The following is a 26846-nucleotide window of genomic DNA, read 5'->3' as shown; positions in this document are numbered from 1 at the left end:
ATGATTAAAAAGTGTCGTTTAGTATACTGTGTATTGATTCTGTTGTGATTATGAATTGGTTGTTATGGGCTATTTAATTTATTTTTTATTGGCTTTTGTGGGTCGCATTAATTCAAAAATGTTCGCCTTATTTTCAATAATTTCTTACCTCTTTCTAAGTGCGAATAACGGTACTTGGCAATACATAATTGCAGACTGAAAGCATAATTACAGTACTGAAAATCTTTATTACTGATTTTTCTATCTAACCCCATTTGAAACTTTGACTGCTAAATATAAGAGCTTGATGATATGAACGTAAATGAAAATACAAATAGTAATGATATCGCTATTGTCGGCATGTCATGTCGCTATCCCGGTGGCGTAAATTCACCTTCTCAATTTTATGATTTCTTGTTAGCGGGTGGCGATGGCATTGTTGATGTGCCCGCCGATCGCTGGGACATCAACTCTTATTACGACAGTGATAAAGACAAAGTTAACCGCATGTATGTTAAGCGTGGTGGTTTCATTGCGGACATAGACCAATTTGATCCACAATTTTTTGGTATTTCACCGATAGAAGCCCCCCATATCGACCCACAACACCGCTGGCTACTTGAGCTGACTCACGAAGCCTTGGAAAATGCAGGACTAAAAGCGGGGACGTTAAAAGGCAGTGACACAGGCGTATTTATCGGTCAGTTCATGCATGATTATGAGCAAATTCAACTGGACTCAGCCGCCCATGGCATGATAGCTAGCCATTCTGCGACGGGGCCATCCATGACCCTGACTGCTAACCGCATTTCTTACTGTTTTGACTTTGTTGGGCCAAGTGTCACTTTAGACACGGCATGCTCTTCTTCATTGGTCGCCTTAGACATGGCCTGTAAATCTCTGTTAACCGGAGACAGTCGCGTCGCGATAGCCGGTGGTGTCAATATTCTACTTCGCCCAGAGTTAACCATGTCGATTTGTAAAGCATCGATGTTGTCTCCCGATGGCCAATGTAAAAGTTTTGATGCCTCTGCCAATGGTTATGTGCGCAGTGAAGGCGCTGGCCTAGTGGTGGTTAAAAAACTCAGTGATGCGATCGCAGATGGTGACAATGTATTAGCAGTCATTAAGGCTTCAGGGGTTAACCAAGACGGACAGACTAGCGGGATAACCGTACCTAATGGCGATGCACAGCAACGGCTGTTGAAAAAATCATTAGCTAAGGCGGGTTTTACTGGTGCCGATATTCAATATGCAGAAGCTCATGGCACGGGCACCGCCGTTGGTGACCCCATTGAAGTTAATGCACTCGGGCAGACTTTAGGGCAACGTCAGCAGGGGCAAGAGCAATGTGTTATTGGCTCGGTAAAAAGCAATATTGGCCACACCGAGGCAGCAGCAGGTGTCGCCGGATTAATCAAAACGGTAATGGCGATGAATGGGGGAGTGATCCCTAAAAACATTCATTATCACAATACCAATCCAGCGATAAATCTAGCCGAGTTAAACATTCAGATCGCCAGTGAAAATAAACCATGGCCTGTGGCACCGGGACAAACTAAAAAAGCCATTATCAATTCATTTGGCTTTGGCGGTACTAATGCAAACGTAGTACTAGAAGAAGCGCCTCAGGTCACTGTAAAAAATGACCAAGATTCAACCATTAAAGTCATTCAAAGCTTATGCTTGAGTGCTAAAACAAGCCAAGGGCTGAAAGGACAAGCACAAGCTTTTATTAACTATATTAACGCAAATGAAGCTGTCTCGATTGATAGAATTTGCGCCGAGGCGGCATTAAGTCGCGAGCATTTTAAACATCGTTTAGTGGTTAATGGTCAAGATAAAGTGCAAGTATTGGCAGGGCTCGCAGACTTTATTAACGATACCCCCGCGAATAATTATGCGCAGTATTCAGTGACGCCACAAGCTTCAGGGCCTTTGGCATTCATCTTCTCAGGCATGGGGACTACTTGGCCGCAAATGGGCATGCAGTTATACCAAAAAGAGCCTGTTTTTGCTGCCATGATGGACAAGTGTAGTGATGCAATACAAGCCTATACAGGATGGTCATTGGTTGAGCTGATTGCCGATGAGACAAAACCTAATGCTATTTATGATACTGAAATTGCGCAACCAGGCATTTTTTCTGTTCAAGTTTCACTAGTGGCGCTACTCGCTAGCTGGGGTATTAAAGCCGACGCTATTGCCGGACACAGCGCTGGAGAAGTAGCTGCCGCTTATTGTGCGGGCGCGTTAAGTTTTGACGATGCAGTAAAAGTTATCTATCACCGCAGTCAGCTGCAGCAGACCACCGAAGGGCAAGGGAAAATGCTCGCCGTCGCGCTAACAGAGCAAGAGGTGGCACCTTACTTAGCTAATGTTAGTGATAAAGTTTCCATTGCCGCCATCAATAGTGAAACTGCGCTTACCCTATCGGGCGATGCGGACTGCTTAACGGATATTTTTAATCAATTAGATAGCAAAGGAATATTTGCGCGATTTCTAAAAGTAGGCGTGCCTTATCACAGCCCAGTGATGGACCAATTAAAAGCGCCGCTGATCAATGCCCTTAACGATATTGTTGTGACAACGCCGCATACGCCGCTGTATTCAACGGTTTCAGGTAAATTAACGCAAGTAGGTGATTGGGATGCGGCCTACTGGGCTGATAATGTCCGAGAGCCGGTATTATTCAAAGCCGCCATTGAAGCGATGAGTCAAGATGGCTTGACTAGCTACATTGAAGTGGCACCCCATACCGCATTAGGAAGTTCAATCGAAGCAAACCTTAAAAGTGCTAAGGCGGTTGCGGGCATCGTGATCCCGACCATGAAACGCGGTGTGGATGATAATTTAATGTTGGCCAATACCTTAGCCACTTTACATTGTCATGGTGTTGAGGTTGATTGGCAGCTGCAATACCAAGCAATGGGATCGCCTGCGCAATTACCAAATTATGCGTGGCAACATGCAAGCTATTGGCAAGAGCATGAAGACGTGAAACAAGCGCGCTTGTATAACACGCAACCTCAAGGCGCCTTTGCGCGCAGCCTACATCCATTACTGGGTGGCCGACTAACCTCCACTGCTGCCCTTTGGCAAAACAAGTTAGATTTACAAGAGCAAAGCTACCTTATCGATCACCAAGTCGATAACGAAATTATCTACCCCGGTGCGGCTTATGTTGAAATGGCCCTCAATGTGGCGAAATCTCAACCTGATTCAAGTGATGCGGGTTTTTGTATTGAGAACATTGCATTCCTGCGCGCATTTTTTGTTTCACCGGAACAAACGCAAACCTTAGAAAGCGTTTATCAACAAGAGACGGGAGAATTTACCATTTCGGCCTGTCATCCAGACTCCGGTCAATGGTCATTGTATAGCCAAGGTCGCATCAGTAATGATGTTGTACCACATGGGCAACAAACTTTTGATTTAATTGCGATAAAAGGGCAACTTGGCGCCCAGCAAAGTAAAGCTGATTTCTACCAGCACTGTCATCAACTGGGCTTAAATTACTTAGATTGTTTTCAAGGCGTAGTACATGCTTGGCACGATGATATGGACAGTCTAGTTAAAATTGAGTTACCAACTCAATTACAAGAGCAGCTTTCGACTCACATGCTACATCCCGCTATTTTAGATGGCGCATTTCAAAGCCTATTCGCTACCATCAGCAGCGCGTATTTACCCGTGAAAATTGGCCTGATTAACTATTTACGCAAGCCAACAGAGATCAGCTACGGTTATTTGCAAACTAAATTTAAAGATGCCCACGAAATTAAAGGCGATCTTTACATTTTGAATGAACAGGGTGAAACGTTGATAGAGTTAATTGGCGTTGAGCTAAAAGCTAATACGTCACAACTGCAAGATCAGCAAGCGACACTCGCTTCTACCTATCACTATCAATGGCTTGAAGATAAGGCATCAGAAACGACCAAGATAGCGCCTGGTCATTGGTTAGTGTTTGCTGATGAGCAAGGTGTTGCCGCAGCGCTCACTCCGCAACTGGAAGCCCTTGGCCATCAAGTCACCAACGTACCTTACCAACAGCAAGCATCGGTTGAACTGAGTCAACAACTGCAAGTGATGTCGCAACAGGTGACAGGCATTATTTACTTGTGGGGACTTAATAGCGCGATTAATCAAGAGCAACATTTATCGCCTGATTGTTATCACAGTACGATCGTGCCGTTAGACGCTTTTCAAGGCATAAATAGCGTCAGCTGGAAGCAAGGTTTGCCAATTTACATTGCGACTCAAGGCGCGTATCAACTTCCGCAGGATGAATGCTTACCACGCCCAGAGCAGCTGGCATTATGGGGATTCTCTCGCGTATTGGCCTCAGAGCATCCTGAATATAAAGTGAGTTTGGTCGATCTTGATATTGCCACGAACGAGAGCGTGATAAATCTGCTGACAGATGAAATCAGTGGCCAACATTTTGAGCAAGAATTATCACTGCGCGAGAGTGGTCGCTTTGTGCACCGCTTGCAGCGAACTAAACACGAAACCATCGCGCAAAACCAATATTACGTTGCGCCGATGACAGACGCTACGCATTATCAACTGGGTCTTCACACCACAGAGCAAGGTAAAACCTTAATGCCATATTTGGCAGAAAAGCCGACGTTGCTCGCGGGTAACGAGCTGGTTATTGAATTGGAAAAAGTCGTGCTTGAATCAGCACAGCTATCCAGTTTGGTTGAGTCTAGTCAGACTAATGCGAGTAAAGCGCAAGTTTATGCTGTGCAGGGACGCATTGTAACAATGGGCGCAGAAGTGTCAGGCTTTAGCTTAGATGAGGTTGTTGTTTCAGTGACGACGCAGCCACCAGCATCATCGATTATTTGCCGTGCTGATTTAGTGATTAAGGCGCAATCTAGGCTCGATTTAGGTGCACTAAAAGCGGCACTGATTAACCAAATGACTCTAACCTCTTTAGCGGATGAGAAGGGCACCGTCCTTGTACATCAAGGCACATCTGCAGCTGCAATTGCTTTATGTCAGCAGCTCACTAAGCAAGGTGTGAATGTTGTTGTAACTGTTGCTGATACAGAGCAGCGTGCATTATTCAATCATGTAGACGTTGCTGGGGTATGCGAATCACATCAAACGCAAGCATTAGCCGATTTATTGCAAGGTTTTGCCGTTAGTCAGGTGGATGCCGTGATTAATTTTGCAACAGGGCCACAGCCGCTGCGCATTGCTCAATTAATCAAACCAGCAGGTTTGTTTGTTAATTTGACCGATAGCGGGAATATCGCGCTGTTTAATGCTTTACAAGAACATGACATTCGTTATGTGAAGTTGGATCTCGCAACATTAATCACGCATCGTCCTCGTCAAATTAGTCAAAGTATGCAACTGCTCCAAGCTGATGACAACGAGTTACATCAGGTGTCTGCGCCACTTGAGACCTTCACTTTAAACAACTTAGCTCAAGTAACGTTGCAGTTGCAGCAGCAAGATAGCCAAGTGCTGCTCGATCTAAGCCAACGTAGTGGCAAAGTGCTAAAAGCGGTGCCAGAGCCGGTGATTACAGGCGAAAAGAGTTACTTAGTTACGGGCGGTTTAGGTGGTTTAGGCCTAGAAATTATGGCTTGGTTGGCCCAGTCTGGCGCGAAGTCGATTGTGTTAATGGGCCGCAGCGCCCCTAAACCAGACGCATTACATGCCATTGAACTGGTGCGTGAATTGGGCGTAGAGGTGTTGACGTTGCAAGGGGATGTGAGTCAGCTGGGTGACGTTAAACGTGTTGTTGAGCAAATCAATGGCAGGGCATACCCACTGGGAGGCATTATTCATTCAGCGGGTGTCTTAGACGATGCCACTATTATGCAGCAGAGCCATGAAAAGTATCAGCGCGTGCTGCAGCCGAAAATTCAAGGCAGCTGGAACTTACATTTAGCTACCCAAGCCATTGAACTCGACTTTTTTGTTTGTTTCTCTTCCATTGCCGCCGTCGTTGGCTGGGCAGGGCAAAGCAACTATGCCAGCGCCAATGCCTACATGGATGGTTTGTGTGCTTATCGCCGGGCACAGGGAAAACCTGGGCTGTCAATTAACTGGGGACCGTGGGCTGAAGCTGGTATGGCAGCTAACTTAGCCAGTGAAGATATTAAACGGATGAATAATGCCGGTATGGCAGCGTTAGCACCTGATGCTGGGTTACATGCGATGGCGCACTTGATGCAATCATCCATGGCGCAGGCTGGGGTGTTTGATCTTGATTGGTCAAAAATATTCAATCAACAGGTTAATCCTAGCCAAGCCACGGTATTTAGTCAGTTCTTTGATTTAGCCGACGCCAGTCAGTTAGATGATTTCTTAGGCCGATTCAACAGCAGTGAAGGGGATGAAAAGCGCCAAATCTTATTGGAAAAGGTAACTGACACCTTGGCCATGGTGCTTGGCCTTGATTCAAGTGAAAACTTAGAGCCTAACGTCAATGTGTTTGAATATGGCTTGAACTCATTAATGGGCATGGATTTAAAAAACCGTTTACAAGCAAGTGTTGATTTACCTTTACCAGCCACTTTGATTTTAAAACACCCCAGTGTGGATGCGATGACCGACTTTATTCTCGGCCAAGCCACGCCAGAGCAAGAGGCGGCGCAAGAGGCGATTTCAGTCGTGCGTGAGTCGCAAAAAGTGAAGGTGAGCATATGAGTATGAAAGCGTTAGTCGAGCGTTGTTTAAGCGAAGCTATCTCGCTGTCACTCAACGATGATGGCGGCATTGATATTCATGCCGAAAGTGAAATATCCAGTGCCACGATTGAGCTTCTAAAGGCGAATAAAGCAGAGCTGATTGCATTTTTAACTTCGCAGCAACAGAAAGTTGTAGCCAAGCCGTTAAGTGCTATTGCGGCAACGGGACAGCCAGTTGGACCGCTGTCGTTTGCGCAGCAACGTTTATGGCTGATCGATCAAATTGATGGTGAAAGTAGCCAGTACAACTTGGCGACGGCTTTGCAGCTTAAGGGCATGTTAAATGTGGATGCGTTGGAGCGGGCAATAGCGAAAATTTGTGCACGGCACCAGATCTTACGCACTGTTTATCGTGTTCATGAAGATGAAACGGTGCAGCAAGTGGTCAGTGATGACTGGGCATTTAAGCTAACACAAATTGACTTGACCGAGCTTGATCTGGCGACACGCAAGGAAGAAATAGCGACCCTTATTGAACAAGACGCCCAGCGCTCGTTTGATTTAAGCACTGAGCTGATGCTTAGGGCCACTTTAGTAAAGGAGCAAGAGCAGCAATTTGTGTTACTGCTTACCATGCATCATATCGCGTCTGATGGTTGGTCGCGTCACATTTTGTGTGACGAAATGTTTAGCCTGTATAACGATTTTAGTGCTGGCCGCGCGCCAGCACTGCCAGAGTTGCCGATTCAATACAGTGATTATGCAAGGTGGCAGCGTACCGAGTTATCGGGCGAAACACTTGAAAAATTAACTGGCTATTGGCGTGAAAAGTTAGCCGGACATTCCGGTCAGCATAGTCTGCCACTTGATAAAGCGCGGCCTAAGGCATCCTCGTTTAAAGGGCAGACCATTGTCAGGAAGCTTGATGTTAGCACCACGGCGCAGTGGAATCGCTTCGCACAACAATCGGGCGTCACCCTATTTATGTTGCTCCATGCAGGACTAGTATCATTATTGTCGCGCTACAGTAATGACACCGATATCGTGATTGGCACGCCGACGGCGAATCGAGATAATGATCAACTGGCGCCTTTAGTCGGCTTCTTCGTTAATAGCTTAGCGTTAAGAACAGAGCTAAAACAACAATGTAGCTTTAATGAACTGTTGCAACAATGTCGTGACTGTTTGTTAGATGCGTTTGAACATCAACAAGCGCCATTTGAATACTTAGTTGAGCAAATGCAGGTTGAGCGCCATCTAAACCTTAGCCCAATTTTTCAAGTGATGTTGGCATTGCAAAACAACGCGGCGGGGATCCCTCGCTTGGCGGGCATGGAAATAACCCCTGTTGAGCAACAAAGCCAAACTGCGAAATTTGATTTAAGTTTAGATGTGATTGAAACTGAGACTGGTCTTGAGCTTTCGTGGGAGTACGCCACTGATATATTTAATCATGACACCATTGCCAGCATGGCGGCGCATTTTGAGCACTTGTTACAGCAATGTATGGCTGCACCGACGCAGGATATTTTTACCCTCGCCATATTAACACCGCCAGAGCAAACCGCCCAATTAGCGCAATTGTTGGCTCCAAGTATGCCAGACAACTTACCCTGCATTCACCAATTGGTTGAACAACAGGCTGTTTCTGAACCTCATACCAAGGCCTTGGTTTGGCAGAATCGTTCATTGACTTACCTTGAATTGAACCAGCAAGCGAACCAATTAGCGCACTTACTAAATAAAGAGCATGGGGTTTGCCAAGGCCATCGTGTTGCTTTAATGGTTGAACGTTCAATAGAAAGTATTATTGGTCTGCTGGCAATCTTAAAACTAGGCGCGGCTTATTTACCCCTTGACCCAGCCACACCTGCGGCGCGATTGAGTCATATTTTGCAAGACAGTGGCGTTCAGCTTGCGCTGACGCAGCAATGCTTCAGTCAGGTTATAGCGCAATTGAAGCCAGATCTCGCTCGCGTAGAGCTTGATCTTGAAGCAACGTTACAGCAATGCTCAGAGCAGCCAAATGCAAACCTGCCGCAAACGGTGTCGGCGCAAGATGTGGCTTATGTTATTTATACCTCTGGCTCTACTGGGTTGCCAAAGGCGGTGTTACAAACTCATCAAACCATCACTAACCTAGTGGCTTCTACTGCCAAACATGACGGCTTATCAACGCCTTTACGTACGTTACAGTTCACGCCACTGACGTTTGATGTGTCGATACAAGAACTAGCCACCACTTGGTACACTGCCAGTGAATTAGTCTTAATCACTGAGGCTGAAAAAGCACAATTAGACAAATTAAGTGAACGGGTTGAGGCTTTGCAGATCCAGCGCTTATTTGTGCCGCCAGCAGTCATGCAATTGGTTGCTGAACAAGCCTTGTTACAGCACAAAAAACTACCTGAATTGCAGCAAGTGATCGTGGCTGGTGAAGCCTTATACATGAGCGTTGAGCTACGCCAGTTTTTTGATGGTCATCCATCCTGTGAGCTCTGGAACCATTACGGGCCAACGGAAACCCATGTTGCAACTACCTTCAATGCCACTCATTCGGCGACAGATTCTTGGCCCGCTATCGGCGTTGCAATAGAGGGGATTGACAGCTTGATCCTTGGCCCCAACCAACAATTGTTGCCTGCAGGTTGTGTTGGTGAGCTTTATATTGGTGGCGTTGGATTGGCGCAGGGCTATTTAAACCAAGACGAGCTGACGGCAGAAAAATTCATTCCGCATCCATATCGCCAACAAGATGATGCGCGTTTGTACAAAACAGGCGACCTCGTGAAACGTAGTCCAGACGGGCAATTGTTGTATATAGGCCGACGTGATAACCAAGTTAAATTGCGTGGATTCAGGATTGAACTGGGTGAAATAGAAGCAAAATTATCTAGTTGTGATGGAGTCGTTGCTGCGGCGGTGTTACTCAAACAAGATCCTCAGCTGCAAAAGCAACTGGTAGCCTACGTTAAACTGCTCAATCAGCAAGTAAAGCTTGAACAGATCAAAGTGCAACTCAGTGCTAACTTGCCAGACTACATGCAGCCCAGTCAATATATCGCGTTAGACGCTTTACCGTTAAATCGAAACGGTAAAATTGACCGCCACGCTTTACCAGAGCCTGATTGGCAAGCCAAGAGCCGTGATTATCAGGCGCCGAGCAGCGCAACAGAATTAGCCTTAAGTCAGATTTGGCAAGATGTGCTTGGCCATCGCCAAATCGGTTGTAGTGATAACTTTTTCCAACTAGGGGGCCACTCGTTATCGGCAACCCGTGTTATTGCGCGTGTCAATCACCAGTTTGGCATCAATTTAGCGGTGAAACAGTTATTTGAGCATCAAACGTTGGCACAACTGGCGCAAGCGATCAGCTTAGCCAATGTCAGTGATACAGAAAAATTCACTCCAGTCTCTCGTGATGAGCCTATATTGGCATCGTTTGCCCAGCAGCGCTTGTGGCTGCTGGACAACATACAAGGGGGCAGTGCGCAGTATAACATGCATGAAACATTGCAACTTGATGGCCACTTAGATTTGGATGCCCTTAACCGTGCATTTAGCTATATTTTAGCGCGCCATGAAAGTTTACGAACTTGCTTTCAAACCGATGAGCAAGGTGCGGTTTATCAGCTGATCCAACCCGCCAGTGCAATGACCATAGCAGTTACGGACCTCTCGTCACAGCCTATGGCACAACAAGGAGTTAACAGCCAACAGATCATTGAGCAAGAGGCCAGTCGTCTGTTTGATTTATCTCAAGATATGATGCTGCGCGCGCAACTGATCCGCTTGTCAGCGCAAAAACACCAGCTACTCGTGACCATGCACCACATTGCTGCTGATGGCTGGTCTATCTCCATTTTAATGAATGAGCTAAGTCAAGCTTACCGTGACTATGTGGCGGGAACGGAGGTTGCTCTTGCGCCATTAGCATTCCAGTATGCCGATTATGCGCACTGGCAACGGCGCTTACTCAGTGGCGAACGTTTAGAGCAGGACCTCAATTATTGGCAAGCTAAATTACAAAATTTACCCTTGGTTCACAGCTTACCACTTGATTATGCAAGACCTGATCAACAAAGCTATCGCGGCGCACAATTAGAGCAAAACCTAAATCTAAGGGCCAGTAATGCTTTTAAAGCACTTTGCCAAAATAATGATGCCACATTATTTATGGGGCTACACGGTGCGCTCGCGAGCTTGATTTCGGGTTACAGCAATGAAACTGATATTGTGATTGGCACCCCGATTGCCAATCGCGAACAAGCCGAAGTTGCGCCGATGATTGGATTTTTTATCAATAACTTAGTGTTACGCTCAGATTTAACTGGCAAACCCACATTTAAGCAGTTGCTGGGCCAAAGTAAAATCACCTTGCTGGATGCTTATGATCATCAACAAACGCCGTTTGAGCAAGTGATAGAGCGACTACAGCCTGAGCGCAGTACCAGCCATGCACCGTTATTTCAAATTTTATTGGTGCTACAAAACAATGAAACGGCCAACATTGATTTACCTGGCATTAGGGTTAACCCAATTGCCTTAAACGCGCAAATAGCGAAATACGATCTCAGTATTAATGTCAAAGATACCGCGCAAGGCTTGTCGTTTAGCTGGGAATACAACACCGATATATTTAAGCCAAGTTCGATTGCCGCGATGGCTGAGCACTTGACACAATTAATGGATGTTATTTGCTCGTCTCCCGACAGCCCTATAGCCAATTTAAATTGGATCTCAAAGTCTCAGCTACAGCAGCTCGTGGCCTGGAATGATACGCAGACACACTATCCGGATAATGTTTGCTTACAACAGGTGTTTGAACAAAAAGCAGTTGAATTTGCCGATCAGTTAGCTGTTGCCGATACCACTACACAATTAACTTACGCGCAATTAAATGCTAAAGCGAATCAGCTAGCGCATTATTTACGTGAGCAGTACCAAGTAGCGCCAGAGCAGTTAATTGGTGTGTCTTTAGCGCGCTCTGTCGACACCGTTGTCACGCTTTTGGCTATCTTAAAAGCGGGTGGCGCGTATCTGCCCCTTGATCCGCTTTATCCGCCAGAGCGCTTAGCCTTTATGCTTGACGACAGTCAGGCCAATTTGGTGATCACGCAGCAAGACATCGCCGACAAGATAGTTAACTTAGGCCGTCACGTTGACACCTTGGTGTTAGAGCAAGCCAATGATGCAATATCAAGTCAAAAGACGTCAGATCTTGAGATGAATGACCAGCACTGTCGTCAGTTGGCGTATGTGATTTACACCTCGGGCACCACGGGTAAGCCAAAAGGGACATTGCTTGAGCATCGCGGCGCGGTGAACTTGGCCTTTGGCCAGAAATCGGCATTTTCAGTCACAGCGCAAAGCAGAGTGCTGCAATTTGCCTCGTTTAGTTTTGATGCGGCCACGTTTGAGTGGCTGATGGCGTTAATGCATGGCGCATCGCTGCATATTTGCAGTGATGACAGCCGCACCAACCCTGCATTGCTGCAACAGATGCTGGTTGAGCAAAAAATCACTCATGCCACGTTACCGCCCTCCTTATTGCCCCACTTAGACATTGAGGCCAATTATGCCCTGCAATCACTCATTGTGGCAGGTGAGGCGTGCGACCCACTGCAAGCTCAGCGCTGGTCACAGCGTTACCGTTTAATCAATGCTTATGGTCCGAGTGAAACCACTGTTTGTGCCAGTGCGCAAGTGATTGAGCCCGGCGCGCTGCTAACCATTGGCCGCGGTATCGCCAATACTCAGTTGTATGTTCTAGGGGCCAATCTAAACTTGTTGCCTGTTGGCGCAGTAGGGGAGCTTTATATTGCGGGGGATGGTGTTGGCCGCGGCTACTTAAATCGTGATGATTTAACGGCACAGCGCTTTATTGAACACACATTAATCGCGGGCGAGCCGGCCACTCGATTATACAAAACCGGTGACTTAGTACGCTGGCAGTCAGATGGTCAGCTGGTCTTTTTAGGCCGAGCGGATGATCAGGTGAAAATACGTGGTTATCGCATTGAATTAGCCGAAGTAGAGCAACAAATACTTAACACCGACGGCGTTAAGCAGTGTGTGGCATTAGTGCGCGAAGATAAACCGGGCCAACCCTATTTAGCGGCCTATCTTGTTGCGAGCAAAACCTTGGTTGAGACTGAGCAAAAAGTGCTAATAGAGACGGTGCGCGCTCAGCTAGCTGCGCAATTGCCAGATTACATGATCCCAAGTGTCATCATGTGTCTTGAGCAGCTGCCACTCAATAGTAATGGCAAGATAGATCGTAAAGCCTTACCACAACCAGACTTAAACCAAGGGAAAATTTATGTTGCGCCAACGACGGACACAGAGTTGTGCTTAGCCCAGATTTGGCAGCAGGTGTTGGATCTTGAACAAGTTGGCACACAGGATAATTTTTTCCAACTAGGTGGGCATTCATTAACCGCCACTAAAGTGGTCACTAGAGTCAATCATGCATTCAAAATTAATCTCCCTTTAAGGGATTTTTTCAGAATTGAATCCTTAGCTCAACTGGCTGAAGAAGTGACAAGGCTAGAAACGCTAGCGAGCGTACAAATGGATCAGGACGATAATTTACTATTAGATGAAGTGGAATTGACTATATGAATACGGTAATGGATTTACTAAGCCAACTAAAGAAAAGTGGGATCAGGGTTGCGTTAGATAGTAAACAGGATTTAGTTATCCGCGGAAATAAATCTGCTTTGACTCCAGAATTAGTGACAGCTATTAAGGCATCTAAAAAAGACCTCGTGAATTATTTAGCAGCTAGTTCAGCTACGATATCGATACCGACCATCCCACCGCTTGAACATAGAGATGACCTTCCTCTGTCATTTACGCAGCAGCGACTTTGGTTACTTGACCAAATCGAAGGGCCCGGTGCGCATTACAATATGATGCAAGCACTAAAAATGACGGGTCAACTAGATGTAGCTTTGCTCAAACAAACCTTTTCTTTATTGGTAGAGCGCCACCACAGTCTACGAACCGGTTTTTATGCAGCAGAAAGTGGTGAGCCAACGTTATACCTTAAGCCGGCGGATGAGTTTTCCCTTGCGCTATATGACTTGTCTAATACTGAAGATCAACAAACATCATTGAATCACATAGAGCAAGAACAAGCTTACGAGAAGTTTGATTTAAGCCGTGATTTTATGCTGCGAGGTGCGCTGGTTACCCTATCTGATCAACAGTATATCTTGTACGTCACCTTGCATCACATTGCCAGTGATGGCTGGTCAATGACCGTATTAGTGAAAGAGTTTATCAGCTTATATACAGCGCTCTCAAAAGGACTTGATAACGCTTTACCTGAATTACCCATTCAATATGCAGATTATGCAGCATGGCAAAGGCAATGGTTGCAAGGTGAACGGTTAGAGCAGCAGTTAGATTACTGGCAGCAGCAACTGGCTGGGTTACCACTGGTTCACAATTTACCTTTGGATAGACCTCGCGGCTCCACCCAAACATTTTCAGGCAGTGTTTATGATCAACAGCTTAGCCTTGCGATAAAAGACAAGCTTAGCCGCGCTTGTCAGCAAAATGAAGCAACGCTCTTTATGGGGTTACACGCGACATTTTCAACGCTCATTGCTAGGTACAGTAATGAGACTGATATTGTTATTGGGACCCCCATTGCCAATAGAGAGCAAGCAGAAGTTGCTAATATTATTGGCTTTTTCGCAAATACTTTGGTGCTGAGAGCGGACTTGTCTGAACGTCCCAGTTTTAATCAACTGTTGCAACAAAGTAGGGATAACTTGCATCAGGCTTATGTACACCAGCAAGCGCCTTTTGAGCAAGTAGTTGAACGTTTAAACCCTGAACGTAGCGCGAACTACAGTCCGTTATTTCAAGTGATGTTGGTACTGCAAAACAACGAACAGGCAACCTTTGCATTAGAAGGCATGGTGTTAGAGCCCGTAGTCTTGGAGACTAAAGCTGCCAAGTATGATCTCACTTTATATGTCACTGAAAACCAGCAAGGGCTTTCATTACGCTGGGAATACAACTCGGATTTATTTAACGCTCAAACAATCGAGCGAATGGGAACTCACTTTGAGTTGTTGCTAAAACAGTTGACGACGCAACCAGAGGTTAGTGTGTTTCAGGCGGACTTCTTAAGTGATCGAGAGCGCTATCAGCAATTAGTCGAGTGGAACCAAACGGCGGCGCCTTATCAACGTGAATTATTGCTACACCAAATGGTGGAGCACCATGCTGCGGAATCGCCAGAAAGCGTCGCGGTGATTTTTGCTGAGCAGAGCATTAACTATGGACAGTTGAATGCCAGTGCTAACCAATTGGCGCAGTATTTATGCCAACATCGCCAAGTAACAGCGGGAGATTTAGTCGGAATTTGTTTGCCCCGCGGCGTTGATTCATTAGTAAGCATGCTGGCCATTTTGAAATTGGGTGCCGCTTACGTGCCGTTAGCGGCTAATTATCCTGCTAATCGCCTTGCTTATATGCTTGAAGATGCGCAGTTAAAAACCGTAGTAACATACACCGCAATCATGGCTGCGACACCGATTTCGCCAGCACAGGCAGTGTGTCTTGATGAGAATGGTGTGGTCGACGCATTAGGTCTTTGTGCAGACCAGTTTCAGTGCACAGCAGTGGTTGACTCAGAAAGTGTGGCTTATGTGATTTATACCTCTGGCTCCACTGGTAAGCCAAAAGGGGTGCGCGGCAGTCACCGCGCGATGGTTAATCGCATCGAGTGGATGAACCAATATATCCCTGTGGTTGCTCAAGATGTTTTTTGCCATAAAACATCGCTGGCTTTTGTCGATCATGTTGCGGAAATTTTCCAACCATTCTCGCAGGGTAAGCAGCTTGTCGTGCTGAGTGATGATCAAGTTCAAGACATACCGAGTTTGATACAAGAAATTAACCAGCATCGTATTTCTCGGATCACCTTAGTCCCTTCATTATTGCGAGTATTATTGGATAGTTTAACTAAGCCAAATGCACTTCCTTCATTGCGCGGTGTGGTTTCCAGTGGTGAAGCGTTAACCATGGATGTGGCTAAGATGTTTCAGCAGAAACTCCCTGATGTGAGCTTATACAATATTTATGGCTCAACCGAGGTAGGAGCAGATGTACTGGCTTATGAGCTTCGCCATGCTGATTTCGATTTAAGTTTACTGCAGCACTTTATTGACCAAGAGGTCGCGTTCAACACTGCGCCGAATGCGACGCAACCAGCTGCACCTGAACCCCGATTAGGCGCTGATGTTGCCGGCATAAGCCAACAATTTAGTGGTACCGATATGCCCTTAGTGGCGACGTCATTAGATCAATATCTTGCTGAGCTAAAAACCAATGTGCTACCGGGCATAGTGGATGTGACCGCGGATACTTTTGTTGGACATATGACATCAAAATTGCCCAATTTTATGCCTGAAATAAGCAAGCTTATTGCGCAGTTAAACCAAAATTTAGTGAAGATTGAAACATCGGGTAGCATGAGTTTAATTGAGCGCCAAGTGATTTCGACCTTACATAAGTTATTCTATAACTTTGATAATCGCTATTATGATCAGCATAGCCAAGACCCGCGGCATGTGTTCGGTTTAGTCACCAGTGGTGGCAGTTTATCTAACGTGACCGCGCTACTTTACGCCAGAAACAATGGTTTAATCAAAGCGGGTATAGAGAAAGATGCCCTTGATAGACATGGCTTAAATTGGGCCCTTGAGCAAAAAGGTTACCAGCGCATGGTGATCTTGGGCAGTCGTTTACTGCACTATTCAATGAAGAAAACGGTTTCATTGTTTGGTATCGGTCAAGCCAATTTACTGGCGATTGAACAAGATGATCAACAACGTATGTCGATTCAGCATCTTGAACAAACCATCAAATACTGCCAAGAAAATAATATCTATATTGCGGCGGTTATCGGTATTGCCGGCGCGACAGAAACCGGCACGGTAGACCCATTAGAAGATATTGCTGCGGTGACGCGTCGTCATAAATTGCATTTTCATGTTGATGCCGCGTGGGGCGGCGCTTTTCAGTTTTCTAACAAGTATCAATATAAATTAAGAGGCATTGAGCATGCCGACACCATTACCCTTTGCCCCCATAAGCAATTATATTTACCACAAGGGATTAGCTTGTGTTTATTCAAGGATACCAGTAGCTTACACGCGATTACTACCCATGCCCACTACCAAGCGCAGCAAGGCAGTTTTGATATGGGGCAATACACTTTAGAGGGGTCTCGACCCGCTAATGCGTTGTTGTTACATGCCAGTTTACATTTGATCTCAAAACCGGGCTATGGCCGATTAGTTGAACAAAGTATGGAAAAAACGGCTTACTTTGTTAAGTTGATTCAAGCTTCAAACTGCTTTGAAATTGTTGGCGCGACGCCAGACCTTAATATCATCAATTACCGCTACGTGCCCTGTGATTTACGAGCCCTTGAACAGCCCTACACCTTGGCGGATCTTGATCGCCTAAATGATGCAGTAGAGGTTATTCAACAAGAGCAATTTAGGGCTGGCCGCACATTTGTATCTAAAACCACCTTGTTCTTAGACCCTCATGGAGTGAGCGGAAGCCGCGTATTTAGGGTGGTGTTAAGTAACCCTCTTACGGAGTTCAGCAGTCTACAAGCGGTATTGCTCGATCAAATGCGGATTGCTGAGGAGTTTGTTGAGTCTAACGGTTACCAAGGTATTAACCGCTTTAATCAACTGGCAAGCCCTGATGATCGTGCCCTTGATAAATGGCTTATTCCGGTTGGTAAGCCCCTTGCCAACGCTAAAGTATATGTACTTGATCCTGAGCTGAATCTATTGCCCGTTGGGGTGACGGGTGAGCTTTATGTTAGTGGCGATTGTTTAGCGATTGATTACTTAGGGCAAGCCGAATTGACCGCTAAGGCCTTTATAAATAGCCCATTTGAAGCCAATCAACGTTTGTACAAAACCGGCGATCAGATGCGCTGGCGCGCAGATGGCACGTTAGAGTTTGTCGGCCGTGATGATCACCAAGTAAAAATACGAGGTTGCCGTATTGAGCTAGGCGAAATAGAGCAGACATTACTGGCACATGAGCGTGTTAGCCAAGTGCATGTTATCGCCAAAAATAATCCTGATCGTATCGTTGCTTATTTGATCTCCAGTGAGGTTGAACAAGATGGCACTCAAAACCTATTAATCGAGCAAGCAAAACAACTTGTCGCCACAAACTTGCCGGATTATATGATGCCGTCGATTTTTATTGTGTTAGCCGCTTTACCGCTTAACCCAAATGGCAAAATAGATCGCAATGCACTGCCAGAAGGAGAAGTGGGCCAAACACAAAACGAAATGGTCGCGCCATCAACACCACTCGAGACACAACTTTGCCAAGTTTGGCAAGAAACACTTGGCTTAGAGGCCATAGGAATAAAAGATAACTTCTTTGAACTAGGTGGAGACTCTTTAACCTTAATTAAACTGGCTTCGACATTATCTAATCTAGGCTTTAATGTTAAAGCGCAAGATATACATCGTCAGCAAACCATTGAGAAACTCGCTAAGGTGATCCAGCAACAAGCTCAAGTTGATCTTCACCAACTTAGTGGTAGCGAGATAAAAAATATTCCTTTACTGCCCAGTATTCATGAAATGTTTGAATTTTCACAAGGTGAGGGCTGTGAAGGGGACATTAACCACTGGAATGGCAATATTATTCTTGAGTTTAAAACGGGGCAGCTGAATATTGGTCGCGTTAACGAAACGATTAACTTATTAATGAAATACCACAGTGTATTAAGAGCAAGGATTAATACTCAGCCTTCAGATTTAAAGCAGTTGCATATTATTGCCCACCAAGAATATACCTTATCAACCTTTGATTTGAGCTCGTTTCAATCCGTTAAGGCTGCAAAACTAAAAGAAGTCGTGGCGAAGCTTCAATTATCTATTAATTTGGCAAGTAACCCGTTCCAAGTGTGTTTGTTAAATTTTGGTGAAGGCGATCATTCTTACTTAGCCATAACCATACATCATGCCCTAATAGATGGTTTTTCATGTGGTGTGTTAAAAAATGATTTCCTATCCATATACCAGCAACTCGAGCAGGGCGGCAAAGTGACGCTACCGGAGCGAGATATTAGCTACGCTGCTTATGCTCAAGCGTTATCAAATTATGTGCAATCTGATCAGATGCAGTCTGAGTTAGCTGTTATTCAGAATATTGATTGGCAACAAGCTAAAGCGTTGCCGACTGATTACCCAGGTACGAACTTAGTTTCCAGTAACCAAGGCCTTGAAGTTGAGTTATCGGTGCAAGATACCCATGCACTTCGAGCTGCTCTGGCGAAGTTAAATAAGGTCAGTGTGCGTTCGGCTATGGTGACGGCGTTGGTTAAATCCATCGTTCATTTCACACAAAGCCAGTATGTAAACTTGGATATTCAACGACATGGAAGGCGTGACGAAGAAGTTGGTCAGAACCTAAGTCGACTAGTTGGCTACTTTTCCGATGTATATACCACGCCATTTCATTGCGCTTCTGGTGACTCTGTCGTAGATGAATTAACGAACATTTCGCAGCAGTTCTTTTTTGCATCTAAAGAATTAAAGTCTTTTCCATTGTTACGTTATTTAAGTCAAGACTCCGCAGTTAAGCAGCTAATGGACGGCATTCCTCGTGCCGATATCGCTCTGAATTTACTGGATGATGTAGAGTCATTGGAGCCTGAGGCGTCGGGGGCGATTCGCTTGGTTTCTTATGATGAGGTCGACCATCACAATATTTGGCGCGATAAAAAGCTAACCCGGAAATGGAAAATATATGTGTTAGCACATGTCGTAGCAGGACAGGTTAAAGTGACTTTTTCATACAGTGATACCTTGTATAAAAAGGAGACAATTGACGCGTTAGCGGATTACTTTTTAAATGAACTGACTCGTTTAATAAAAGAATAATGATGTTAACTGGCTAGCAATAGCCTAATGGAAACAATCAGGGTAATAAGTGATTGACTTGCTCATTACCTTTATTAATTAAGGATGAAACAGTGAAGATGACATTTAAACCATTAGCATTATCGCTATTAATAACCAGCAGCTTGGTTTCAGGTCAAGTATTGGCAAACACAGATAATGAAGCGCCTTTGGCAATCATTAACCAATTGCAACAAAATGGTGCAGATATTAGTGTGTCGAGTGAAACACTCGCGTTGTTTGCTAATCACCCCAAGCTAAGCGGACTAGCCCTTAACACTGAAGTAGAGTTAAATTACGCGCGTTTAGCCGATGAAATTTCAGACTATACCACGCCACTCCCACGAGGCAGTCAACTTGAAATGTCTGATTTTGAACGTCAAACGTTGACAGCATATTTGGATAATCCTGCTGACGCTGTTTTGGCTAAATTTCTCGCCTTATATTATTTAAATCGTTCCCTCGTTAATGAATGGCTAGTACCAAGTAAAGGGCAAGCACTAAAAAACAGTATTCTGGTTGATTACTTTTTTAATCGGGTTGATGAATTAAATGAAAGTGAGCGTTGGACCAAACGCTTAAAGAAAATGAACAGTGCTAAATTGGAACCATATTTTTCTTCAGTAAATTTAACTAATAATGAAGACAAGGCTGTACACCAACAGTTTTATGAAGCTTTTAACTATGATGAGTCCAGTCGTTTTGAAACTGCAGCTGCATTATTGGATGATTTTGCGCAGGATCCAAGTAATGTATTTACGGCATTTTTAAATAAAGCCGTTAACACTTGGATTGGCGGTGAAGCAGACTTTGATGATCCAAGTGCATTACATAACTTTCTGATTGCCAGTTATTTTTCTGACTATACCTTAAAAATGGCCAAGCGTATGGAATCCGCTTGGCAGCAAGACGACAGTAATGAACGCTTTAGGCTTGCCCCTATTCTTGGTGGTTTGTCAGTTATGGACAGAGGTTGGCTTGCTCAACTTCATCAAGATGATAATGCACAACTAGCACTTAATGATGAGCATCGTCAATGGTTTAACTTACACCCCATGTTTCACTCTTTTACTGTGGGCGCCAGCTTCTTTACTAGCACTGAAAACTTTATGGAAGGTTTTTTTGCTTGGGGAAGTGTCTTAACGACCACTTGTCCTGAAGTAAGAACTTGTTTAGACCGGCCGCGTTTCTCATTTAATTTGTTAGGCATGATTGTGGGCTATACCGATTATTTGGTGAAACTGGGTGCCATTGAAGACGCAAGAACCTTGCTCACTTATCGTTATAACCCAGCATTTGAATTTGAGAATTGGACTATCGGTCAAGAGGCTTGGCTGCACCGAGAAAACAACTTAGAGGCCATTGCTGAACGTTATCATAATGATGACCCTACCGATGACCCTAATTTTTTCTTCCTTGCTGATCGTAAATGGGGCGGCCAAACCTCAACCTGTCAAAGCTGTCATCAGGCACAAAATCGGCATTGGACAGAAGAAGAAAAAGCCCAAGTGATGCCCCATACTGATGATATTTTAACCATTGGTACTTGGCCTGAAATTTCAACGACTTGGTACGGGATGAGTAAAAATACTTGTGGCGGTGCACCTACTTGGGAACACGGCGATGTTTATACTGCAGGAGATGTTGTTCAGCTTAATGGCATGAAGTACCAAGCCAAGTGGTGGACCAATGCACAGTGGCCTGAAAGTTCAGGTCAGTGGGATGTTTGGGCACCATTAGAGTCTTGTACTGTCGCGCTCTAATTATTGTAAGTGCAATAGAAAGGGGCACTGGCCCCTTTATCTTTTTCCATAGCCTAAGTTGATCAGATGTCTTTATTGCAAAACAAAAATTTTATGTTGCATTGGCTCAGCGCTTCGTTAGCGCAATTGGGGGCTTATTTCACTATGGTTGCATTACCTTGGTTGGTACTAAGTCAAACCAATAATGATGCCTTTTTAATGTCAATTGTGATGGCGTGTTTTAGTTTGCCCCATGGCTTCTTCATTTTATTTGGTGGGGCATTGGCTGACCGTTGGTCTCCTTTACTGGTGTTACTGCGCTCCCGACAATTTGGCATCGGCGTGATGCTGTGTTTAGCGGCGTGTGTCTATCTGCAAATTACGCCGATCCCTTTGTTATGTCTGTTTGGCTTGATTTTGGGGACATTAGGGGCGTTTGGCATTCCCGCTAGCCAATCTATTTTGCCATCGATTTGTAAAGACGAAGAGTTAGGATTAGCGAATGGTATTGTGATGGGGACGTCGCAATTAGCGCAAATTGTTGGGCCGTTGCTGGCCGGCTGGTTGATTTGGTTAATGCGTTACCTTAATCAAGTTGATCCACAACAGTATGACTCCACAAGTTTGGCATTAGCGTTTGTAGTTGATGCTGCATTGGTATTGGTGTCTATATGTTTACTTTACTGTATCAAGGTTAAACGGGTTACTAGCGAGCCCAAGGGGCTTTTTACTCTGGTATCTCAAGGTATACAATTTTGTTGGCTTGATCGGGGAATAAGATTGGTTTTAGCTTACTTGATTTTAATCTCCTTCTTTATGCATGGCCCATTACTTGCCGTTTTACCCTTGATTGCAAAGGTTAATTTATCCTTAACAGAAGCTGGTTACGGTACTTTATATGCGATGATTGGCGTGGGCACGTTAATGGGGGCCGGAGTGGCTATTTGGCTGCAACCAGCGCCAAGTCAATTAGGCCTATTTGTTTTGATGGGTGATTTGACGTCTGGTGTCAGTTTATTTTTGCTTGGCTTTATTAACACTAGTTTAGTCTTGGTCGTGATTTGTTTGATAGTAATGGGGGTAGCAACAGGGTTTATTATGATTGCTGGTACTACTTGGTTTCAGCGCCGTACGCCGAGTGAATACATGGGACGAGTGATGTCGGTACTGATGTTTTGTATTTTAGGGTTGATGCCTATTTCTGGTGCGATAGCGGGTTATTTCAATAAAATCTATGGCAACCAATGGGTAGTGATGTATGCAGGCGCGTTAATTATATCATGCGCATTACTTGGCCTCATGTTACCTAAAGTCAGGCGGATGGGGGAGGCGCCAGTATTGGATGAAGCATCAATTTCAGCTCTACCACCCAATAAGCAAGTTCAATACGAGTTAGAGTCAGTGGCAAGAAACAATGTTTAACACAGCAAATAATATATTGCTGACCGTTTTTACCAAAGGATACCCTTTATTATGAATCAACTATGGTTTCATGTGCCTAAACCTAAGGTTAACCCGAAACTTAGACTGTTTTGTTTGTCTTATGCTGGTGGCAGCAGTGCCACATATTCACCGTTTGCAGATCAGCTACCCAATGAAGTGGAGCTGGTTGCGGTTCAGTTACCGGGCAGAGGAATACGCTTAAGTGAAGCGCCTTATACTAACCTATCGCAGTTAGTAGTGGATTTATCCAAGCAAATGCAACCTTTATTGGAGGTGCCTTATGTGGTCATGGGGCACAGCTTTGGCAGTCGTTTAGGCTATGAATTAGTTCAACATTTTAGAATGCTGCAATGGCCCTTACCGCTGCACTTTATTGCCTCTGGCTCAAAGGCGCCGCATTATAAAAATACCGACTCGCCGATACATCAACTACCCGAAGCGGCGTTTATTGAGAAGCTAAGATCGTTTGGTGGTACGCCAGATGAAATTTTGAACAACGCCGATTTTATGGAAATGTTATTGCCTATGCTGCGCGCTGACTTTGCCATGGTAGAAACCCATCAGAGCGAAATTAGACCTGCCCTTGATTGTGATTTATCGATGTTTGGTGGGGTTAATGATGAAGGTGTACCGCAAGATAAGTTGCTAGACTGGCAGTTGCACTTCTCAGGGCATATTAGCGAGACCCTATTTGAGGGTGGACATTTTTTTATTGAAACCCATAAAGCGTTGGTTATTAAGTCAGTCAAAGAAAAAGTACAAGCACTACTGGCGGGGCAAGGACTGAACGCTGCATAGGGTAATGTCCTAAGGTTTATCTAAGAATTCAGCAGTGTAATACCTAATCAGCCAGGGTATTACTAACACCCTTGTATCCATTCCAATCAATTGGTGCTAACAGAGGGCGTGCTACTTGACCGTGTAGGGAGCATTAAAATGGAGTTGGTGCATCTGTCATGTTGAGCCAATGTTTTATTTTTTTCTCAAATATGGCGGGGTCGATAGGTTTGGCAATAAAGTCATTCATTCCTGCTTGTAAACAAGCGTCTTTATCGCCAGACATCGCGCCAGCTGTCATCGCAATGATAGGAACATCTTTGATAATGCTGCCGGTTTCACCGTTTCGGATATGTTTTGTGGCATCAAATCCATTCATAATAGGCATTTGGCAATCCATTAAAATAAGCTGTATGCCATTTTTACCTTGCATGGTTTTGAGCAATTCTAACGCTTCTTTACCATTTTTGGCATTGTACAACGTGATGGGGAACGTCTCTAGCAGGCCCTTGGCAACAAAGCGATTTATTTCATTATCATCAACGACTAAGACATTGTAGTTTTGTTGTGCGGCGGCTTCTGTTTTGGAGTCTTCTAAACATGTTAAAGTTGTGGACTTTAACGCTGGGTTAATCAATTGCCGATAAGACAGCAAAAATTGCTCTGGTAATATCGGTCTAGTTAGGTAAATGCAGTTTTCGTCCTCTTCAATTTTACGGTTGCTCTCATTTTTACCATCACTAATCGTTAATAATTTACCTCGGCGATTAGACGGTTGATTCATGTACCAATAGACAAAATCTTCATCAATAAGATCGTTTTCTATGATTAATAAATCTGGCAACCTGTCATGATTTAGTTTTAATAGGGTTGCTGTTGTGTCATCAACAGTAACCTCCGCTTTCCATCGCTTTAGCTGTTTAGTAAGAATGCTTTTTTCTTTTTCGTCCGATAGCACCAAAGCACATTTTACTCCTAACAAATATGGGGTTAAGCCTCCGGAATCATTATCCAGATCAACTTCAGCTGGTATGGACAAGGTAAAATTACTCCCTTGGTTTAGGGCACTAGAAACACTAATATCACCCCCAAGCAGATGAGCCAACTGCTTTGAGATAGACAAGCCAAGCCCAGTCCCACCGAAATTTTTTTCTATCGTTGTGTTAGCTTGGGTAAAGGGTTTAAACAGTTTTAGTTGCTGCTCTTGAGTGATACCAATACCTGAGTCAACCACCGATATGATGATATTCACTTTGTCTTTTTGGCTTAGCTGCTGAGTTGACACATTGACTGTGACATGTCCATGGGAGGTAAATTTAATGGCATTGCCGAGTAAATTAGTTAGGATTTGTTTAATGCGATAGGCATCGGATATCAGTTGTTCAGCGTCTACTTCAGTACAATCGAGGTAAAGTGATATTCCCTTTTCGTTGCCTTTAAGCGCCATTGTTGCTACTACCGCGCTGACGGTTTCAATTAGGTTGAGTGGCGCACGTTCAATGTCTAACTTGCCTGATTCAATCTTGGTTAAATCAAGTAAATCATTAATAAGAATACTTAACGTTGAAATACTACTTTTTGCCATACTGAGATAATGGTGTTGTTTTACACTCAGATTACTGCGCCCCAGTAGCTCAAGCATCCCCGCAATACCATTTAGAGGTGTCCTGATTTCATGGCTAATGTTGGCTACAAATGCACTTTTAGTTCGGTTAGCAGCCATGGCTTCCTGACTGGCTAGTACCAATTGTTTGGTGCGCTCGGCAACCTGCTTTTCCAATGAGTTATTGATGGCTTGGATCTTTTTTTGGTAAATTTTGGATTCAGATATATCCCTAATGAGTGCCGCAACAGTGGGTTCAATCGCTCTGTTCGCGGTCACAACTGGAGAAAGGTTAATACTCAATGTTTGTGGATAATTCCCTTGTTTAGCGGTCTCTAGCTCCAGGGTTATAGGAGTGTTTCGTTCAATGACTCTACTCAATAGCTGCTCAGAAAGTTGTTTACTTGGTTGAGTCGGCATAATAATGTCGTTTATGGTTGTTTGTTTTGCTTGTTGCTCACTCATGCCAAACATGAAAGAGGCTGAATCGTTCCAGTTTAGGATGTTGCCGCGTTGATCTATACCGATAATGGCATCTGATGAACCTGAAATGATTGCTTCATAACGAGACTGATCGTGGTAAAGGTTCAAAAGCTTACTTAAATAGCGCTGGTAACCAAATATGATGGTTATCGCCACCGTGAAAATAACAATAATAAGGAAAATGATGCTATTTCTTTGCTGTTTCCAAATTGCTTTTAATGCCGATTCTGATTGTGCAGCAATCAAGTACAAAGAACGATTTTCACGTGTCGATAGCATCATTTTACTGCCAACCATTAAGTGATTGTTATTCTCGAATATGACACTGACAGCTTCTTCAGAGGTGGGAATAGCCGCTCCTTGAGCCAGCACATCCCACTTCATTTTAGGCTTATCAAGATCAAAACCGAACAGTAAGCTATTTTTTGGGGCCGAGAGAAAGTAACCTTCTGAATTAATTAAATAAAATTCCATGCCTGAATGATTGAAGTCCTGCTGCAAAAGACGCAATAGCGGAGACACATCAATATTAATGATAATAAATCCAAAAAAAGCATACTCTTGATCAAAAATAGGCTGAGCGATGCGAATAGTTGGCCAAATAGGTGTTTCTATGGCGTTGTACTCACGATTAAGGTTAATGTTTGAAATATAGTCTTCGTTGGGATGTAATTTGGCTATAGCTGAGAAATAATCAGACTTCCCCTTCTGTTGAAGTAATTCATCGGGTGTTGCGATGACTTTACCCGCTCGGCGATCTACGCGGACAATTTCTTGACCATTGTTGCTTTTTCCAATCAGCCGAATTTGTCGAATTTCAGGATTATTTTGAACAAAGGCAATAAATATTGTCTGCAACCTTATTTTCCATTGCTCGGTTGTCGTGCCATCATATGGATCAACTCCATTATGAGACATAGCACGGCTAATACCACTGATTGGTGGAGTCGCATGTAAAAATTGTACTTTATTTCTGTTATCCGCTATCCGACGCTCTAAGGTATTGAAACTGGTAATATTTGCTTGTTGTAACTTTGCTGATTGTTGAGCAACAATGTTACGTTCAGCATAAAAAGCAAAGATAAAATAGAGCCCAAAGCACACTATCAGCATCACTATGAGACCGCCCACAGGCGGGGCATAATGATTTATTGTTGGGCTTTGATGCTCGTTTGGGCTCATCATTATCTTA

General features: G+C 44.4%; 7 protein-coding genes. 6 read left to right on the top strand and 1 reads right to left on the bottom strand.

What is annotated here, in order from left to right; all coding sequences use genetic code 11:
* Window positions 1-291 precede the first annotated feature (291 nt).
* The 6 genes from K6Y31_RS10390 (at window position 292) to K6Y31_RS10365 (ending at window position 23589) form a co-directional block, all read left to right on the top strand.
* Window positions 292-6654, top strand: coding sequence for a type I polyketide synthase (locus K6Y31_RS10390; protein ID WP_233052713.1), 6363 nt, complete (start codon window positions 292-294; stop codon window positions 6652-6654).
* A complete protein-coding gene (locus K6Y31_RS10385; RefSeq protein WP_233052712.1) occupies window positions 6651-13259 on the top strand; it encodes a non-ribosomal peptide synthetase in 6609 nt (2202 codons plus the stop codon). The genes K6Y31_RS10390 and K6Y31_RS10385 overlap by 4 nt, the downstream gene beginning before the upstream one ends.
* Window positions 13256-19588 carry an aminotransferase class V-fold PLP-dependent enzyme gene (locus K6Y31_RS10380; protein WP_233052711.1) on the top strand — a complete coding sequence of 2111 codons (6333 nt, stop codon included), beginning with the start codon at window positions 13256-13258 and terminating at the stop codon, window positions 19586-19588. Before K6Y31_RS10385 ends, K6Y31_RS10380 begins: the two co-directional genes overlap by 4 nt.
* Before the next feature lie 98 nt (window positions 19589-19686).
* Window positions 19687-21369 (top strand): carbohydrate-binding protein, encoded by a 1683-nt coding sequence (locus K6Y31_RS10375; RefSeq protein ID WP_345790256.1) that lies wholly within the window; start codon window positions 19687-19689, stop codon window positions 21367-21369.
* A gap of 66 nt (window positions 21370-21435) precedes the next feature.
* Window positions 21436-22770 carry an MFS transporter gene (locus K6Y31_RS10370; RefSeq protein ID WP_233052709.1) on the top strand — a complete coding sequence of 445 codons (1335 nt, stop codon included), beginning with the start codon at window positions 21436-21438 and terminating at the stop codon, window positions 22768-22770.
* A 51-nt stretch (window positions 22771-22821) separates the two neighbouring features.
* Entirely contained in the window at window positions 22822-23589 is a 768-nt protein-coding gene (locus K6Y31_RS10365) for a thioesterase II family protein (protein WP_233052708.1), read from the top strand.
* A gap of 133 nt (window positions 23590-23722) precedes the next feature.
* Here the strand turns inward: K6Y31_RS10365 and K6Y31_RS10360 are convergent, their stop codons facing one another.
* The gene (locus K6Y31_RS10360) at window positions 23723-26839 is read right to left on the bottom strand and encodes an ATP-binding protein (protein WP_233052707.1); all 3117 of its coding nucleotides are present in this window, start codon (window positions 26837-26839) and stop codon (window positions 23723-23725) included.
* Window positions 26840-26846: the final 7 nt, after the last annotated feature.

The sequence above is a fragment of the Motilimonas cestriensis genome (assembly GCF_021295315.1).
GTDB lineage: Bacteria > Pseudomonadota > Gammaproteobacteria > Enterobacterales > CBDFNC01 > Motilimonas > Motilimonas cestriensis.
The sequence above is the reverse complement of the archived record's forward strand: the minus strand, read 5'-3'. Positions and strand labels throughout refer to the sequence as shown.

Excerpts from the sequence above, each read along its gene's own strand:
- K6Y31_RS10385 (WP_233052712.1), top strand. The coding sequence starts at position 6,651 with ATGAGTATGAAAGCGTTAGTCGAGCGTTGTTTAAGCGAAGCTATCTCG.
- K6Y31_RS10375 (WP_345790256.1), top strand. The coding sequence starts at position 19,687 with ATGACATTTAAACCATTAGCATTATCGCTATTAATAACCAGCAGCTTG.
- K6Y31_RS10370 (WP_233052709.1), top strand. The coding sequence starts at position 21,436 with ATGTCTTTATTGCAAAACAAAAATTTTATGTTGCATTGGCTCAGCGCT.
- K6Y31_RS10380 (WP_233052711.1), top strand. The coding sequence starts at position 13,256 with ATGAATACGGTAATGGATTTACTAAGCCAACTAAAGAAAAGTGGGATC.
- K6Y31_RS10365 (WP_233052708.1), top strand. The coding sequence starts at position 22,822 with ATGAATCAACTATGGTTTCATGTGCCTAAACCTAAGGTTAACCCGAAA.
- K6Y31_RS10390 (WP_233052713.1), top strand. The coding sequence starts at position 292 with ATGAACGTAAATGAAAATACAAATAGTAATGATATCGCTATTGTCGGC.
- K6Y31_RS10360 (WP_233052707.1), bottom strand. The coding sequence starts at position 26,839 with ATGATGAGCCCAAACGAGCATCAAAGCCCAACAATAAATCATTATGCC.